Below are 18,308 nucleotides of genomic sequence, written 5' to 3'. Positions count from 1 at the left end.
CTACCGTATTGAACGAGTCCTCGAAGCGGTCAAGTAAAGGCGGCTGAAATGAAAAAGAGTCTCTTAGTTAGGAACACGATGAACAATCGAGTAGTGATGCGATTTTTACTTTCGACAACCATGGCGGTTTTTTCAGCCGGCGTCTTGCCAGCGGCTCCGCCGACATCATCGGTTACCAAGCCCAATGTGATTGTCATCTATACCGACGATCAGGGCTACGGCGATGTGAGTGCCCTGAATCCGGAAGCGAAGTTCCAGACACCCAACATGGATCGACTCGCGAAGGAAGGGATCGCTTTCACGAACGGGCACAGCGCGGATTCGGTCTGCACACCGTCCCGTTATGCTTTGCTAACGGGTCGCGATCCATGGCGGACGATTCGGAAGTCGGGCGTGATGAAAGCCGAAAGTACAGGGATGATCGCAGACGGTCGAATGACCCTGGCATCGTTACTGCGGAGTCAGGGTTACCAGACCGCGATGGTCGGCAAGTGGCACCTCGGCATGGACTTCCCCGGCACCAGACAGCAGCGTGATTGGTCGCAGCCAATCCAAGACATGCCGCTGGACAAAGGCTTTGACTACTTCTACGGAATCCCAGCCTCGTTGAATTTCGGCATATTGGCGTGGTTTGAAGGACGCTTTGCCAAGGTACCCCCGACGCTTTACTCGGGCAAAAAGAAGAATGATCGACACGTCGACTACCGCGTCATGCCACCCTATGACGAAAGGTGGAATGGTCCCGGTCGGCATGTGAAAACGAAGGGCTTTGAGATTGCACCGGACTTCATTGACAATCAGTGCCTGACTCGATTCACGGACAAGGCCATTGATTGGATGAAGGGTAAGACTGCCGATGCAAAGAATGGAAAGCCTTTCTTTCTCTACTTGCCCTACACCTCGCCTCACTATCCGGTCTGTCCGTTGCCAGAATTTCATGGTCAAGGCGATGCGGGCGCGTACGGCGAATTCGTGATCGAAACGGATCATCACATTGGTCGCATCCTTGATTTCTTGAAAAGTTCCGACTTGGACGACGACACCTTGATCGTGTTCACAAGCGACAACGGGCCTGAAAAATCCTGGCCTGGGCGGCTTGACGAATTCGGACATGACAGCCGAGGCGGCTACCGCGAGGGCAAGCGCTCAGTATACGAGGGTGGACATCGGGTGCCGTTTCTCGTTCGCTGGCCCAGTGGAATCAAACAGCCGGGACGAACCTGGGACAAGACCGTGGGTCAAGTCGACTTGCTCGCGACCTTTGCTGAACTCACCGGTGCGACATTGCCAGATAACGCTGGCGAAGACAGCCAAAGTTTCGCATCCGTGCTGACCAATGCCTCGGCGGATCACCAGCGGCTCCCACTGATCAATCGCGGGGAAGCGGATGGGCGTTACTCCATTACCGAAGGAAATTGGAAGCTCATCTTGCCGAACAAGAAGCAGAAACATGAATTGTTCGACGTGCGTTCCGATCCGGCGGAAACCAAGAACGTTGCCGATCAGCACCCGGCAAAAGTTCAACAACTGCAAGAGCAAATTACCAGAATCGTTGCCAACGGAAGGACCACGCCCGGTGAAGTTCAACCGAACGATACCGGCTACTGGAAGTCGCTTTCTTGGATGACCGAAGCGGACTTTGAAACGACAACCAAATGAACAACGGTCCCCGATGAACGGCGTTCGTCGCCGCAATGTCATCCGGGATTTCTGTGGCCGAATCGACGAATTTTCTATTTGGAAAGTCGCGATGGGCGCAGAGCAAATCAGTCAGATGTACACCCACTGAACGCCTTAGTCTCCTTTGAAATTGGAACCAATGAAAACAAGCTATTTTTTCATCAGCGTGTTTGTCCTGTCGCTGTTTTCTCAACTTGCCATGGCAGTCGAGGAATCCGACTTTGTCAAATCGCTGGTACCAGGCCCCTTCATCCTGCCTTCACCAGAGGGCACTTGGACGTGGTGCATGGCACCGATCTATGACGAAGCGGGCAAGGTGCATGTTTTCAATTCCATCATCCCGCTCAAAGGTGGTAATTGGAAAACAAAAAGCAAGATCTCGCACTGGGTCGCCGACAAGCCCGAGGGGCCGTACACCTTGCTTGGCGATGTCTTCGCCAGTGACGAAGCCAGCTATCACAACCCGCAAATATCGAAAGTGGGTGACACGTTCGTTTTGGTGTTCTTGCTGAACCGACACAGCGATGAGAACGGATCGAAACAAGAGGTGGGAATCGCGACCGCGAAGTCGTTGATGGGGCCGTGGACCGAGAGCCCGCATAACCCGATCCTGAAGGCGACCAAACGAAACGGACAGCATGCCTCCAACCCAACCTTGGTCGTTGCACCCGATGGTCAGTATCGCATCTATCACAAGACCATGATCAAGAAGGACGGTGAGAATCTTCGTGAAATTTCATTGGCGACGAGTGACAACCTCGAAGGCCCCTACATCGTTTCCGACACCAGCCCAGTCATCACTTATGCGGACAAGGGAATCGACATCGAGGATCCCTACGCTTTCTTTTACGACGGCATGTATTACATGATCGTGGAAGACCGCCAGGGCGTGAAGAACATGCTGGAAGGCGAGCAAGAGGAGAAACCACTTCGCGGTGGTTATCGTCCGGGTTTAATCTTTCAATCTAAAGACGGGGTCGATTGGGGGACACCCATGGTCGGCTACCAGACCAACAAAAGCTATTTCGGTCACGAACTCGCTCGCAGTGAGCGTCCCCACATTCTGTGGAAAGATGGCGAGCCGGACTATCTCTTTCTCGCCTGCCACGATGAAGACCCCACGGCCGGATACATCCTGAAAATTAAAGATTGGAAAGGCGAGACCGTCAAATGATTCAACTTTCAAAATATCAAAGCATGCAACGTTTCAACCTCACGATCCTGACCTTGGTCACGGTCCTTTTCGGAGGACACGCTTTCGCCGAATCAACTAGCTCCGCAGGCAAAAACAGTCCCAACATCCTGTTCATTTTTGCGGATGATTGGGGATGGGGTGACTTGAGTTGCCACGGGCATCCCTATATCGAAACTCCCAACATTGATCGCATTGCCCGAGAGGGGACCGACTTCCAGAATTTCACGGTGGCCAGTGGTGTGTGTTCCCCCAGTCGCACGGCGGTGATGACGGGTTTGTTTCCGGCTCGTCTTCGTATCGACGGGCACTTTGCCCAACCAGATAAAAACGCCGAACGCGGAATGCCGGATTGGGTGGATCCCAACTTGCCGATGCTTCCGCGGCTATTGCAACAAGCCGGTTACATGACCGGTCATTTCGGCAAGTGGCATTTGTCGAACAACATGATTCCGGATTCTCCGCGACCGGAAGCGTATGGCTACGATCGCGTGGGTGCGTTCAACTGCTCCGGCGAGCAGATGCCGGTGCATGACGACGCGAAGCTTGCAATCGAACTGATCGAGCAAAGTGTTGCTGCCAAGAAACCTTTCTTTATCAACCTGTGGGTCCATGAACCGCATCTTCCGTTTCATACGGTGGAAGAGTACCGCGAGCGGTTTCCTGATCTTGAACCGGGACACAATGTCTATGCTTCCGTGCTTGCGCATGCGGATGATCGAATTGGTAAAGTGCTCGATACGTTGGATCGTTTGGAATTGACCGAAGATACGCTGGTGATTTTCAGCTCGGACAACGGACCTGCCGGAAGTGGCGAAGCGGGCAAGCTAAAACTCAAGTACGATTCGGCAACCGGTGAAGGGTTTGGTGGCGGAGCCAACGTCGGTACGACCGCCGGCCGTAAAGGACGAAAGGGAACGATCTATCAGGGAGGCATCGGCATCCCCTTCATGGTCCGCTGGCCTGGGAAGGTCGCTGCCGGCGCGAAAGATGACGTTTCTTGGATTTCGGCCGTCGATTTGTTGCCGACCTTTTGCGAGGTCGCGGGTGCGGTTGTGCCAGAATCGCTTCACCCCGACGGCATCAGTCAGCTTGCGGTCTTGCTAGGCGAACCATCGCCCGTGCGACAGAAACCGCTCTTTTGGAAAAAGCAGGAAAGTCGCAATGGTGACGCGGACTACGCGGTGATTGATCAGAAATGGAAACTGATCAGCGACGCACGATTTAGAACATTCCAGCTCTATGACATCAGTGTCGACCCACTGGAAAAGAACGACGTTGTCACCGGACATCCGGAGGTGGCGACGGAACTCGTCGGAAAATTGAAAGCCTGGAATGAAACGTTGCCCACCAGCGTTGACCCGGCGTTGTTCTCGAAAGAGAGGGCCGCTCAAGGCACTCGCGTCAAGAAAAGATAGACCCTCCCCCCGCTCCAATATCTCAATCAAACTTTCAAATGACTACGAAACAAACCTCATCCACCGCGTTGTGCATCGCACTACTGCTCACACCGCTTCTGTCGGCGTATGCGGAACAGCCCCTTGCTTCGGTCCAAGCACAAACAGCGACGTCCAACGACTCGGCTTGGTTCAACGAAGCCAAGTTTGGGATGTTCATCCACTGGGGCGTCTACTCCAAACTGGAGCGTGGTGAATGGGTGATGAACAAAGAACGCATCCCGATCACTGAGTACAAGAAGCTGGCGTCCGAGTTCAATCCGATCAAGTTTGACGCCGATGCGTGGGTCGCGGTCGCCAAGGCGGCGGGGATGAAATACATCACGATCACTAGCAAACACCACGACGGCTTTGCGATGTTCGATTCCGACGCGAGTGATTGGAATATCGTCGATGCAACTCCATTTGATCGCGATGTCATCAAAGAACTCTCCGACGCATGTCAGAAAGAGGGGATCAAGTTCGGGGTCTATTATTCTCAGGCCCAGGACTGGACTCATCCGGGCGGAATCATGTCGCCCAGAGCGTACTGGGATCCCGCACAAGACCGCAGCGAGGAAGCGTTTCAAAAATATCTCGATACAGTTTCCATTCCGCAGATGAAAGAAGTTATCCGGATTGCCAACCCATCGCACTTGTGGTTCGACACTCCTTTCGGAATGACGCCTGAGATCGGTAAGAAAATCGTGCGGGAACTTCGATCGGTCAGCCCCGACATTCTGCTCAACAGTCGGTTGATGTATCACGGCAGGGAAGTCGAAGGGTTGGACCCAAACCAAGTCCTTGAACTTCGTGAGATCGGTGTCGATTTCTTGTCGTACCGTGACCGCACGATTCCCGCGAAACCATTCGCCGGTTGGGATTGGGAGACCTGCATGACGTTGAACGGTTCATGGGGATACAACGCGAGTGATAGTGGCTGGAAGACGCCAACCGAGGTGGTCAAGATGCTCTCGCAGGTCGTCAGCAAGGGCGGCAGTTTCTTGCTCAACTTCGGACCGACGCCCGAAGGCGAACTACAACCCGAGGGCGTTGAAGTCGTCAAACAAGTTGGCGAGTGGCTAGAGGTCAACGGCGAAGCGATCTACGGTGCATCGGGGAGCGACTTGAATAAGACCGGCGAAATCCTAGACGGCGCTGGCGTGAACGCCGACGGCAGCATGAAAGAACCGGGTAAGAAGAAAGCCGCGAAGGGCTCTCGCAAGAAGAAACCCAAGAAAGGCGAGCAAAAGAATATCGACTTCGACTGGGTCGCGACCTCTCGCCCCGCCACCGATGACGCCCCCGCGAAAATCTACGTGCATGTTTTCAATTGGCCCAAGGGTGGCTTGGAGATTGAACGCATGACTCAGCGTGTGGGCAAGGCGTATGTCCTTAGTGACGAATCGAAATCACCGATCGAGTTCACCCAAGACGGAACGAAGCTGACCCTCAGTCTTCCTTCCGAAACGAAAGCCCCGATTGCAACCGTGTTTTGTCTGGAGATCAACCAATGAAGTATCTTATCACTCTTGTCTTGCTGTTAAGCTCTTCGCGCGTGGTCTTTTCCGCAGAGCAACCCGCCGTAAAGCCTAACGCAAAACCCAACATCATCTACATCATGACCGATGATCAGGGTTACCCGGTTGTTGGTGCGCACGGGCATCCGTGGATACGGACGCCGGAGCTGGACAAGATGTATGCCCAGTCCATGCGCTTTGACCGCTTCATGATGGGATCGACCTGTGCTCCCAGTCGGGCCGGTATCATGACTGGGGTTCATTCGATTAAGAACGGAGTCACGCATACGATCTATGAACGTGAGCGGTTGAACCTGAAAGCCATCACGATTCCGCAGGTGTTGAAACCGGCTGGTTACACGTCGGGCTATTTCGGCAAATGGCACCTGGGCGATGAGGCACCGTATCAGCCGGAAAGCCGTGGGTTCGACGAGGTGTTCATTCACGGCGCGGGCGGTATTGGCCAGGCCTACCCGGGTTCATGCGCGGATGTGCCGGGCAACACCTATTTCAACCCGGTGATCAAACACAACGGTACCTTTGTAAAGACGCATGGTTATTGCACGGATGTCTTCTTCAAAGCGACCCTGGGCTGGATTGAGTCCGTCAAGGATTCCGGAGAGCCATTTTTTGCCTATCTATCGACGAATGCTCCGCACAGTCCTTTCATCGCTCCACCAGAATATCAAAAGCGTTTCGAGGACTTAGGCTTTAACAAGTCTGCCGCCGGCTTTTACGGGATGGTCGAGCATGTCGACGATTCGTTGGGCCAGATGTTTCAACAACTGGAGGCGTGGGGCTTGCTGGAAAACACGATCGTCATCTTTACCTCCGACAACGGTACAACCACCAAGGGTTGCGGGCTGAAAGGAAAAGCGGGACGCCCGCAGGTAAAACTCGGTACCGATGTCGAGGGCAATCCCATGATGTCTTACAACGCGGGGATGAAGGGTCTGAAAGGAACCGTGGAAGAAGGCGGTGTTCGGGTTCCGTTCTTTGTCCGTTGGGATGGTGTGATCAAAGAAGGCCGCACCATCGACAAGGCCGTTAGCTATCTCGACATCCTACCGACCCTGGCGGACTTTGCGGGAGCAGAACTTCCATCCAGTCAGGCATTTGAAGGCAGGAGCCTGAAACCTCTGATGCTGGAAAAAGACCCGGCTTGGGAGGATCGTTTTCTGTTTCAACACGTGACGCGTTGGAATCACGGGGACAGTCCTGACAATTGGAAGTGGAAAAGTTATTCCGTGCGCAGCCAGCGTTTCCGGCTGGTCGAAGACGCGTTATACGACATGGAAAAAGACCCCGGCCAGCACAACGATGTGGCTGCGGACCACTCCGAGCTTGTGTCGGAAATGAAAGATGCCTACGAGCAATTCTGGGACGAGTCACGCCCGCTGATGATCAATGATGGCGTGCCTTTGGCGGAGGAACGCCCATTCCAAGTCGATTACAAGGCACAGAAAGAAAACGCTGGCATTCCTGACTGGAAATCGCCCGCATTCGCGTGGAAGGAGTCTTACACCGGTGGGCCAACCGGAATTGAGAAAACAGAGCCGGGAAGCAAGCGAGAACGAAAAGCCAAGTCGAGAACGAGGCGAAAAAAAGAACAGGACTGATGAAAGCGGCAGCGATGCAGCCCACAACGAAGCCATGCTACTCAAAACCAAGGTACCAAATTGAAGACAAAGCTCTTATTGATTGCACTGATCTCGTTTGTCAGTCAACGTGCAATCGCCGATGACTTTGCGCCCGATCGCGAGATCACTTACAAGACAATTGGTGGCGTTGAATTGAAGTTACATGTTTTTGAACCGGAAGGTCACCAAGCCAGCGACAAGACTCCGGCCATCGTCTTCTTTTTTGGTGGCGGCTGGTCCAGCGGAACTCCAAGACAGTTTTTCCAGCAAGCTCGAACACTTGCGGACGAGGGCATGGTCGCCTTCTCGGCGGAATATCGCGTGAAGAAACGGAACAAGACCACTCCGTTTGAATCAGTCAAAGACGCCAAGTCGGCGGTGCGCTGGATTCGCATCCACGCAGCGGAACTTGGCATTGATCCGCAACGGATCGCAGCATCGGGCGGATCCGCAGGTGGCCATGTCGCCGCTTGCACCGGACTGATTGAAGGTGAAGAGGAAGAGGGTGAAGACCTGACGGTCAGTTCCGTGCCCAACGCTATGCTTTTGTTCAATGCCGTCTTGGATACAACGGATAAAGGCTTCGGACGGTCCAGGATTGGCGCTGATCGCGACACGGACATCTCCCCCTGTCACCATGTCCGACCCGGCATCGTGCCGACGTTAGTGTTGCATGGAACAAAAGACAGAACGGTCCCGTTTGAGAACGCGGAACGATTCACGCGATTGATGAAAGCGGCGGGAAACCAGTGCCAGCTTGAGGCCTTTGAAAACCAGGAGCACGGATTCTTCAATTCGACTTTCTTCCGGCCCAAAATTAAAGACACATCAGTTTACGAGCAAGGGATGCAGAAGTGCTGCGCATTCCTAACCACGCTGGGCTATCTGAACGGAACAATGAAAACAACAAGAGCTGAACCATGAACCGAATCATCACTACCACGGTACTGAGCCTTCTGGCGTTTTGGCACATTGCCGATGCATCGGCCGCCAAACCGAACATCGTTTTCATCCTTTGTGATGATCTCGGTTACGGCGACGTGCAATGTTTGAACCCCGAGCATGGAAAGATTTTAACGCCATCGGTGGACAAGCTGGCTGCTGATGGCATGGTCTTTACCGACGCACACTCTGGATCATCGGTCTGCACTCCGACGCGATACGGCTTGATGACGGGGCGATACAGTTGGCGGACGAAACATCAAAGTGGTGTCGTTCAAGGGTTCGCGCCCGATCTGATTGCGGAAGATCGTCCGACCGTCGCCAGTTTCCTGAAGTCCCAGGGCTACCACACCGGGATCATCGGCAAGTGGCATCTTAACTTTCAGTATCAGGACCCCCATACCGGAAAATTGCTGGGCAGGGGGGCAAAGAAGAAAGGCACCGAGAACACCAATGATCAAAAGAGTCGCGGACGCAAACGTGCGCTTGCTCCGGTCGGGAGTGTGATTCCTGATGGCCCGGTCCATCGCGGTTTTGATTTCTTTCACGGGTTTCATCATGCAGGAGACATGAAGGGCGTGATCGAGAACGGCACGGTGATTAAACATGACGCGGAGATCAACATGTTGCCCCGCCTGACCCGTGAGTCAGTGAAGTACATCGAAGCACGCGGCACCGATGCCGATGAATCGCCTTTCTTTCTCTACGTGCCCTACGGCTCCCCACACTCTCCGATTCTTCCCACCAAGCAGTGGCAGGGGCGTAGCGGCTTGGGAGATTATGCGGACTTCGTCATGCAAACCGATGCGGGAGTCGGAGAAATCACTGCGGCGTTGGACAGGCATGGCCTTGCCGAAAATACGCTGGTCATCTTCAGCAGTGACAATGGATGTTCCAAAGTCGCAGGTATTCCTCAGCTCGCAGAACAGGGGCACGTTGTCAGCGCCGGTTATCGCGGGTCCAAATCCGATTTGTGGGACGGCGGGCATCGCGTTCCGTTCGTTGTGCGTTGGCCTGGAATGGTGGACGCAGGCTCAACCTGTGAACAGACCATCTGCTTAACCGACTTCTTTGCCACCGTTTCGGAACTGACCGGTGCACCGTTGCCCGCAGGCAGCGCCGAAGACAGCGTTAGCTTTCTGCCAGCCCTCAGCGGAAAATCGATTGTTTCGAAGCGTGAAGGCGTGATTCACCACTCAATCAGCGGGCACTTTGGATATCGACAGGGAAAATGGAAACTGCTGTTGGCAAAGGCTTCGGGTGGTTGGACCTCTCCCACGGAACGGCAGGCCGACAGTAGCAGCCCGATCGCTCAACTTTATGACATGGAAAGCGATCCGGCGGAAACCACGAACCTTTACGAATCTCATCCTGAAGTGGCGGAACGCTTGCTCGCGAAACTGGAAGCCGACGTCACACGAGGACGCAGTACCGAGGGGCTGGAATCCAAGAATGACGCCGATGACATCAAGCTATGGAAGAGCAAGAGGTAGGCCATCGACCCAGGGCAGTGACCAGAAGTTACAAATCAAAAAACACCATTATCCGGATCTTTAAATTGATGCTTTTGAAAAGAATGACTGTTACCACGATGTTATGGTTGGTTGCCTTGATCCTGACGGAGGCCTCCGCAGCGGAGTCGTGGACCGTTGATACCCAAGCCGAGTGGGAGCAGGCGACGGCGACCAGTCGCGATGTCGAATTGAAAGACGGCATCGCGTCGCCCACGGCTGAAACGGCGTCGATTCAAAGCACGCTGAAGAGATTCCGCGAGAAGCGTTCGGCGGAGTCGATTACCTTTGCGCAATCGCCCATCTGGGAGAACTGGGAGAGGACTAAGAATATCGGTACGGACAGTATGGACAATGCACCGGTCTTGCTGAGTCTCGGGCAAAACAATTACTGGATGTTTGCGAAGTATCTCGATCCCCTCAACCCAACGGCGACTCCAACGAAGAAAATCAAGGAGGCTAAGAAAGCCAAGAAGAACAAGAGGGTAGAGACGGCGAAGAGGGAAAAGGAAATCGTCAAGCAAGCTGAGCCTGCGTCAGCGTTCGAGGCAAAAACCGCAACCCTGGAAGGCTTCGATATTCCGTTACTGACGACACCGCTGCCGAACCAATTCAATGCACCCGGAGGACTTAAGAAGGGTCTTGGCGGATACCACGCATGGCAAAGCCGCGACATGCTCAACTGGGTTCACCACGGACCCATCACGGAGGAATTTGCCAAATGGGTGACCACTGCTGAGTACGCCGATGGGAAAGTCTACATCTACTACGACTTCCCCAACGATCAGGACCCACATGTCTATGTGGACGAAGATCTCACCGACGGTGTGCCGGGCCAGAACATGGGCATCACATTCAAGGATCCTAGTCATGGGTCTGACTGCGCCTTCATTCGTGATCTGGAAGGTGCGTTTCATGTCATCGCTGAAGATTGGAGTCCCATCAACGCGAGGACGCACTCCTGGGATTCACCGCTGGCGACGCATGTCGTCAGTGCAGACGGAATCAAGGATTTTAAGATCCTGGCCCCACCCGTGGACGAACGCACAAAGCCGACCGGGAAGATGGGATCCTTCTCTCACCCGCATTGGCAGCGAGAGGATCCAAAGAACTATACGACAAACCAGGCCGAATACGAAATTCACGAACCCGAGCAGAATGCGTTCGGAGATTGGGCCGCCATTTCGATTGGCGGGCAATACTACCTGTTTGGTGATTTCGATCCAGCGGGTTCCCACGGAAAAGAAGCGATGAGCGTGGCCTGGTTCACTTCGTCCAGTCTGGACAAGCAATTCACATTTTGCGGCAACATTGGCAAAGGGCACCCTGACCCAGACATTTGTTTCGCCGAGGGGCGATTCTATTTGGCAACGCAACAGGACTCTGATTTCACCAGCCCTGGACCCTGGGTTGAGACCGTTGAAGTCCGCGTCGGAGTCGACGTCGACGACGATGCCAAGATCGACCAGTGGACCGATTGGCAAGCCGTGAAGGAAGCATACGACTACACGCCAGGGTTCGCCAAACAGATCCAAAGGACCTCCGCCTCCATGGATCTTTCCAGCTTGCCCCAAGGATTTGGTTTTCGGTTTGAAGTCAAAATGACGGATACGACCCCGAACAAATCAAAACCACTTTTGGACAAAATCGAGTTGTCTTTTGGCAAAGGAGGAACCGAGTAGATCATGCTTATCAAGTTACTTAAACCAGTCGCAGCCACCCATTTACTGCTGACGATTTTCGTTCCGCTGGCGAGTGCCAACAACACCAAGCCCAATGTGGTCTTTGTATTCGCGGATGACTTGGGCTACGGCGAAGTGCAGGCGCTCAATCCAGAGCGTGGGCTGATTCCTACACCCCATCTTGATCAGTTGACGGAGGAAGGCATGGTGTTTACCGACGCCCACACCACATCCGCCGTCTGCACCCCGTCTCGATACGGATTACTCACCGGCCGGTATGCCTGGCGAACGCGATTGCAATCAGGCGTCGCCAAAGGCGGCAATCCGTGTCTGATCGCTCCGGATCGGATGACGTTGGGACACCTGTTTCAAGGTCAGGGCTATCACACCGCGATCTTCGGGAAGTGGCATTTGGATTATCAATATGACACCTCAACCGCTCCCAAGGGAGCAACCGTCAGAAAAAAATCTAAAACACTCTACCTTTCGGGTAAACCGATCGGTACACGCGTAGTCGATGGTCCGTTGACGCGCGGGTTTGATCACTTCTTCGGTTATCACCACGGTCGGTCGATGAGCAGCTTTGTTGAGGATGACAGGATCACCAAGGAAATCGAAATCATCGATGTGCTCCCCGAACTCACCCAGTCCGTGACGGATTACATCGATGCGAAGGCCGCGGATGCCAAAGCCGGCAAACCATTCTTCGTCTACTTCCCAATGAGTTCACCACACTCACCCGTGGTGCCGTCCAAGGATTGGCAGGGGAAGAGCGGCCTCGGCGATCATGGCGATTTCGTGATGCAGACCGACGCCTCGGTTGGCGACATCATCAAGGCTCTGGAACGTAATGGGCTAACCGAAAACACAATCCTTGTCTTTAGTTCAGACAACGGGACGTCGGGGCCAGCATCGAATATTGAGGACCTGAAAAGACAGGGGCATTATTCCAGTGCTCACTTCCGCGGCGAAAAAACCGCGATCTGGGATGGCGGTCACCGAGTGCCGTTCATCCTGCGATGGCCCGCACGAGTGCAGCCAAAATCCGAGTTCAATCAGATGATTTCTGTCTCCGATGTGATCGCGACTTTCGCCGAGTTGTTCGAGGTGGAACTCGACGACGACACGGCGGAGGACAGCATCAGCTTTTTGTCAGGGCTTGATGGCAAGGAAGATCCGAACCCGCGTCAAGCGATCGTGCATCACTCGTCGAGTGGTCGTTTCGCAGTTCGTCAGGGCGATTGGAAACTCTTGCTCGCACCCGGATCCGGAGGAGCAACCGCCCCGACCGATTCTCAGGCAATCCGCCAGGGACTACCGGAAATGCAGCTTTACAACATGAAGGACGACGTCAGCGAGAACACGAATCTCGTCGCGAAGTATCCGCAAAAAGTGGAAGCACTCGTCGCGTTGCTGAGGGACTATGTCGCCGAGGGTCGAAGCACCCCTGGTGCGGCTCAGACAAATGATGCGGAGATCGACATCATGAAAACGCATCGGAATCAAAAGAAAGAACGTAGAGAACGATGAAACGACAGATTAGGTTCCAATGGCATTCCAACTTGAGAAAGAGATAGTGAAACACTTATTGAATACGCTTCTGCTCGGGCTCAGCTTCGCTGCAGCAGTGAATGCAGCTGAACGGCCCAATGTGATTTTGGTGATGACCGATGATCAGGGCTATGGCGATCTCGGATGCCACGGCAACCCGAACTTGAAGACACCGGAGATTGATAAACTGTATCGTGAATCGATTCGGTTCACCGATTTCCATGTCAGTCCGTTCTGCACGCCGACTCGAGCCTCGCTGATGACAGGTCAGCATGCCGGTCGCACGGGAGCCTATCGGACAACCGGGGGCCTCTCGATTCTGTTTCCTGAAAAGAAAACGATCGCCAACCTCTTTGCGGACAATGGCTACGCGACGGGCATGATCGGCAAATGGCACCTTGGCGACAACGCTCCCCAACGTCCCCAGGACAAAGGATTCCAGGATGTGGTTTGGCACCGCTGTGGTGGGATCGGGCAGAGTTCGGACCATTGGGGCAACGACTATTTCGATGACACGTTTGAACGCGTCACGCCGGGCAGTCGAATCGGGAAGTTTGAAGAATTTGAAGGCTACTGCACCGATGTGTTCTTCCGGGAAGCGATTCGGTTTGTGGATCAAAACAAAGAGAAGCCGTTCTTTCTCTATCTCGCCTTGAATGCTCCGCACGGGCCGTATCGCGTGCCGCCGGAATGGGAACAGCCCTACAAAGACAACAAAGAAATCGTCAACTCTGCGTTCTACGGCATGATCGCGAACATCGACTGGAACATGGGCGTTTTTCGCAAGCGTCTTGATGAGATGGGCTTGGCGGAAAACACCATTCTGATTTTCATGACGGACAATGGAACCTCCGGTGGTGGAAAGTTCAAAGGCCAGGATTCTCAGGTCTTGGCCGGTTACAACGCAGGGATGCGTGGCAAGAAATCTTCGATCTACGAAGGTGGGCAACGGGTTCCCTTCTTTATTCACTGGCCTAAAGGCGACCTGACCGGTGGAAAGGACATTGACACACTGGCGGCGCATTTGGACGTGCTTCCAACGCTGGCCGAAATGTGCGGCGTGCAGGTTCCTGACGAATACGATCTGGACGGTCTGTCGTTGACGCCGCTGCTGAAGGGACAGCAGGACCGTTGGACGCGCGATCATCTTGTGATTCAGCATCATGGCGGCCGATCTTTTTCTTCACCGCTGGATGAACCTTTGGCGGACACAGCTGTTCTGACTGAAAAATGGAGGTTGGTGAATTCCTGGCGTGAGACGCCTCGTCACAACTTTAAACTCTACGACATGGAGCAAGACTTCTCTCAGGCCAACGATGTTTCCAGTGATCATCCTGAATTGGTCAAGCAATTGAAATCACTCTATCAGCCGTTCTGGGAATCGGTTTCCCCCGTCCTGCTTGATCGCGTTAGCCGAATCGATTTGGGCAACCCGGATCAGAATCCAACCGAACTGTGTTCGCAGGATTGGGTGATGGAGAAAGGTTATCCGCCGTTTAGCTTCGGACAAATCAAACGGCTGCCACGTGTGGTCGCGCCGTGGATGGTGGATGTAAAAGAACCTGGGCGTTATCGCTTGACGTTGCGGCAGTGGCCCGAAGAGGCGAACAAACCAGTAGTGGCCGTTCGAGCGAAAATCGAAATCGCGGGAATGGAAAAAGAGGTGCCTGTTTTGGACAAGAGCATGGGAGTTGTGATGGAACTCGATCTCCCCGCTGGTCCGACGGAACTGGTGACGTACCTATATGACAAAAAGGGCGAAGCCGGTGGTGCCTACTTTACCGAGGTGGAATTCATTGAAAACAAAGGCGGTGAGTGATGAGATTTGTATTAACTGTTCTCGTTGCGTTGTGCTTGTCGATCACGGCTCACGCCGTTGAAATTCATGTCAGTCCGGCGGGGTCGGATACCAATTCGGGTGCGATTGACGCGCCGCTGGCCACGATCGCTGCCGCCCGGGATGCTTTGCGTGCGTCACAAAACCTGGGCAAAGAACCGTGCTCAGTCATCTTGGCTGACGGGGTTTATTACTTGCCCGAAACACTGGTTCTGACGCCGGAGGATTCGGGCTCGGACGAACATCCCGTGATCTACCGCGCCCAGAACCGAGGCGGCGCAGTGCTGAGCGGTGGCTTAAAGCTGGCGCTGGATTGGCAACCATGGAAGAACGGTCTTTTCCAAGCGAAAACCCCGGCCGGATTGGATATCGACCAACTGTTCATGGATGGCAAGCAACAGCGGATGGCGAGGTATCCGAATTATGATGCAACCAAAAAGACGGACGCCTATCAAGGCTTTGCGGCAGATGCCTTTTCCAAACAGCGTGCTGCAAAGTGGGCCGATCCGTCGGGCGGTTATATCCACGCGATGCACCGTGCTCGCTGGGGCGGCTATCACTATCGCATTACCGGGAAAGATGAAAACGGCGACGTCACCTATGAAGGCGGTTGGCAAAACAACCGCCAAATGGGCATGCACGAAAGCCAGCGAATGGTGGAAAACATCTTCGAAGAACTGGATGCGCCGGAGGAGTGGTTTCATGATGCCGACTCGAACACGCTGTACTACAAGCCTGTCGCAGGTTTCGATTTGGATGCCGCGAAGGTCGAAGTGGTGCGATTGCGTCATTTGGTTGAGATCCACGGAGATCAGAAGCAACCGGTCGCCACCATGAAGATTCCGGATCCCGGCAATGCGATCGCCGATCTGACGTTGGAAACCCCAGAGACGGTGAAGGCAGTCCAACGGATTCAGTTTCAGGGTTTGCGTTTCGCGGGATCCCGACGCACGTTTTTAGATACCCGCGAACCTTTGCTTCAAAGCGACTGGACCGTCTATCGCGGGGGAGCCGTCCATTTGCGTGGAACGGAACACGTCGCGATCGAAGACTGCGATTTTGAAGAGTTGGGCGGCAACGCGGTGTTCGTTGATGGCTATAACCGGCACGCCGTCATACGCGGGAACCTGTTTAGAAATAATGGTGCGAGCGACGTCAGTTTTGTTGGCTCGTTTGCTGCGGTGCGTTCGCCCCGATTCAGCTATTTGACCATGCCACATCCGCTTGACAGCGTCGATCGGGAAATCGGTCCAAAGACGGAAGAATATCCGGCGGACTGCCTGGTCGAAAACAATCTCATCACCCGCTGCGGTCGGATTGAAAAACAGTGTTCCGGCATCAACCTCTCGATGTCGTCCCGGATCACGGTGCGCCACAATACGGTTTTCGATACGCCGCGCGCGGCGATCAATGTCTGCGACGGCACATGGGGCGGTCACTTGATCGAATGGAACGATTGTTTCGACACCGTGCTGGAAACGCATGATCACGGAGCGTTTAATTCCTGGGGGCGTGACCGCTATTGGCACCAGGCCGGGCCGTCCGGACCCCGACATCGAGACGATCGCGGTAAACCTCTGATTAGCGTTTGGATGGAAGACGATCCGAACTCGCCGTTCTGGGATGCCTATCAGACCACCATTCTTCGCAACAACCGTATGCAATGCGATCACGGTTGGGACATCGACTTGGACGATGGCTCCACCAACTACCAGATCTATCACAACCTGTGTTTGTCCGGGGGCTTGAAGACACGGGAAGGATACAAACGGATCGTCAGAAACAACGTCGTTCTAGCAGGAGGCTACACCTGCAACGTGCCGTATCCGAAACCGACTCAGGATCTCTTTGAATCCAATGTTCTGTGGGGCGGTGGCTATTCGGCTTCCAACCCGTTGCTTTGGGGCGGTGTTAGAAATCGAGCCTTCATGCACAACCCCGCCAGTGAAGGCGCAGCACCCTGGGTCGCGGCCCAGAGCAAAACCCAAGACGATGCGGACAGTCTTTATGGCAATGCGCAGTTTGTGGATCCAGTCGCTGGCGACTTTCGAGTGGCTGATAGTTCTCCTGTGCTGGCACTTGGTTTCAAGAATTTCCCCATGGAAGGATTCGGTGTTTTCTCCGCCCGCTTAGAGGCGATGGCTGAGGAACCCGCGATCGTCTTGCCCGGGAAAGTAGAACCCAACGAAGTGGCAAAAGCGCAGAAACTCAAGGTGCTGGAGGCGGAGTACAAGGCATTAACGACGGAAGCCGAACTGACGGCCACCGGAATGGATTCCGCACGGGGTATCTTGTTGGTCAATGTGCCGGCGTCCAGTCCAATGGCCGACTGCGGTTTTAAGAGCGATGATGTCGTGTTGGAAATTGATGGCAAAAAGGCGTCTGCCAGAAACTTCGCAAGTACCATGCGACGATTGAAAAGCGGCGCGCATCAGGCCATCGTCTGGCGCGGCCAGCAAATGCATCAGTTCAAATTTAACTCTGGGACAGAGCAATAACGCGACTTAATGAATGGTTGTCATGAATTTGGATCACTTTGCCGCCAAGCAACTTAAAGACTTCGACCGGCAACGCCCCGGCAGTTCCTTCGCGAGCCCGGAATCTTTGCTCTCTGTTGAACAGGCTTACGCGTTGCAGTTCCAGGTAGCGTTGCTCCGCCAGCAGCGCGGTGAACAAGTGGCTGGCTACAAGATCGGCTGCATCAGTCGCACGATGCAAAGACAACTCGGCCTTGACCGTCCAGTTTTTGGTCACGTTTGGCAGTCTGAACTGCACGCGTCTGGTAGCGTGCTCCACGCGGCCAAGTTTGATGGACTGGCGATCGAAGGTGAGTTCGCGGTGCGACTGGCGGACGACGTGCCGTCTGCTCAATGGTTACGACGAAATGCCGAGGTTCTCGCGGCGGGCTTCATTGTCATCGAGCTTCATAACTATGTCTTTCGTGGATCACCCGATCGACGTGCGGCCGAATTGATTTCCAACAATGCGATTCACGCTGGAGTTGTGCTTCCCGTCGAGGAGACGCCGCTTGAGAACTCAGAAGCTCTGTCCTCTGCAACCTTTCGCGTCTTGCGAAACGGCGAGCTTCTTGGAGAAGCTTCGGGAGATGAGCTTGAGGGTGGGCCGATGGCCAGTGTCGTTAAGTTGGCGGAACACCTTGAAAAATACGGCCGCCGCTTGCTTCGCGGCCAAATCGTTCTGACAGGCTCCCCATTGCCACTTTTTCGAGTGACGGTCGGCGAACTCATCGAGGTACAATGCGATCAGTTTGGCAAGCTTGCGACAGTGCGCGTTGAAGGCTAGTTCGATCTCACCAC

At 54.2% G+C, this 18,308-nt stretch carries 12 protein-coding genes; all 12 read left to right on the top strand.

Annotated elements, in window-relative coordinates; translation table 11 throughout:
• Window positions 1-78 precede the first annotated feature (78 nt).
• The 12 genes from Poly51_RS18705 to Poly51_RS18650 all read left to right on the top strand — a co-directional run bounded on the left by Poly51_RS18705 (window position 79) and on the right by Poly51_RS18650 (window position 18,294).
• Window positions 79-1,659, top strand: a complete 1,581-nt coding sequence (locus tag Poly51_RS18705) for a sulfatase family protein (protein ID WP_146459323.1) — start codon at window positions 79-81, stop codon at window positions 1,657-1,659.
• Window positions 1,660-1,819: 160 nt separating this feature from the next.
• The gene (locus Poly51_RS18700; RefSeq protein ID WP_146459322.1) at window positions 1,820-2,854 is read left to right on the top strand and encodes a glycoside hydrolase family protein; all 1,035 of its coding nucleotides are present in this window, start codon (window positions 1,820-1,822) and stop codon (window positions 2,852-2,854) included.
• 23 nt (window positions 2,855-2,877) lie between these two features.
• Window positions 2,878-4,290: a sulfatase family protein gene (locus tag Poly51_RS18695; RefSeq protein WP_146459321.1), complete on the top strand. Its 1,413-nt coding sequence runs from the start codon at window positions 2,878-2,880 to the stop codon at window positions 4,288-4,290.
• A gap of 38 nt (window positions 4,291-4,328) precedes the next feature.
• Entirely contained in the window at window positions 4,329-5,825 is a 1,497-nt protein-coding gene (locus tag Poly51_RS18690; protein WP_146459320.1) for an alpha-L-fucosidase, read from the top strand.
• Window positions 5,822-7,447: an arylsulfatase gene (locus Poly51_RS18685; protein ID WP_146459319.1), complete on the top strand. Its 1,626-nt coding sequence runs from the start codon at window positions 5,822-5,824 to the stop codon at window positions 7,445-7,447. Before Poly51_RS18690 ends, Poly51_RS18685 begins: the two co-directional genes overlap by 4 nt.
• A gap of 60 nt (window positions 7,448-7,507) precedes the next feature.
• Complete coding sequence (locus Poly51_RS18680) at window positions 7,508-8,392, top strand: alpha/beta hydrolase (RefSeq protein WP_146459318.1); 885 nt, start codon at window positions 7,508-7,510, stop codon at window positions 8,390-8,392.
• A complete protein-coding gene (locus tag Poly51_RS18675) occupies window positions 8,389-9,903 on the top strand; it encodes a sulfatase family protein (protein ID WP_146459317.1) in 1,515 nt (504 codons plus the stop codon). Before Poly51_RS18680 ends, Poly51_RS18675 begins: the two co-directional genes overlap by 4 nt.
• A 98-nt stretch (window positions 9,904-10,001) precedes the next feature.
• The gene (locus Poly51_RS18670) at window positions 10,002-11,603 is read left to right on the top strand and encodes a hypothetical protein (RefSeq protein WP_146459756.1); all 1,602 of its coding nucleotides are present in this window, start codon (window positions 10,002-10,004) and stop codon (window positions 11,601-11,603) included.
• 3 nt (window positions 11,604-11,606) lie between these two features.
• Window positions 11,607-13,133: a sulfatase family protein gene (locus tag Poly51_RS18665; RefSeq protein WP_146459316.1), complete on the top strand. Its 1,527-nt coding sequence runs from the start codon at window positions 11,607-11,609 to the stop codon at window positions 13,131-13,133.
• A gap of 97 nt (window positions 13,134-13,230) precedes the next feature.
• Window positions 13,231-14,973 carry an arylsulfatase gene (locus Poly51_RS18660; RefSeq protein WP_246114598.1) on the top strand — a complete coding sequence of 581 codons (1,743 nt, stop codon included), beginning with the start codon at window positions 13,231-13,233 and terminating at the stop codon, window positions 14,971-14,973.
• On the top strand, window positions 14,973-17,489 hold the full coding sequence (locus Poly51_RS18655) for a right-handed parallel beta-helix repeat-containing protein (protein ID WP_146459314.1): 2,517 nt from the start codon (window positions 14,973-14,975) through the stop codon (window positions 17,487-17,489). The genes Poly51_RS18660 and Poly51_RS18655 overlap by 1 nt, the downstream gene beginning before the upstream one ends.
• A gap of 22 nt (window positions 17,490-17,511) precedes the next feature.
• On the top strand, window positions 17,512-18,294 hold the full coding sequence (locus Poly51_RS18650) for a 2-keto-4-pentenoate hydratase (protein ID WP_146459313.1): 783 nt from the start codon (window positions 17,512-17,514) through the stop codon (window positions 18,292-18,294).
• The last annotated feature ends 14 nt before the right edge of the window (window positions 18,295-18,308 follow it).

This window comes from Rubripirellula tenax (assembly GCF_007860125.1).
Classification (GTDB): Bacteria; Planctomycetota; Planctomycetia; order Pirellulales; family Pirellulaceae; genus Rubripirellula; species Rubripirellula tenax.
This window is presented reverse-complemented; position numbering and strand designations above follow the sequence as displayed.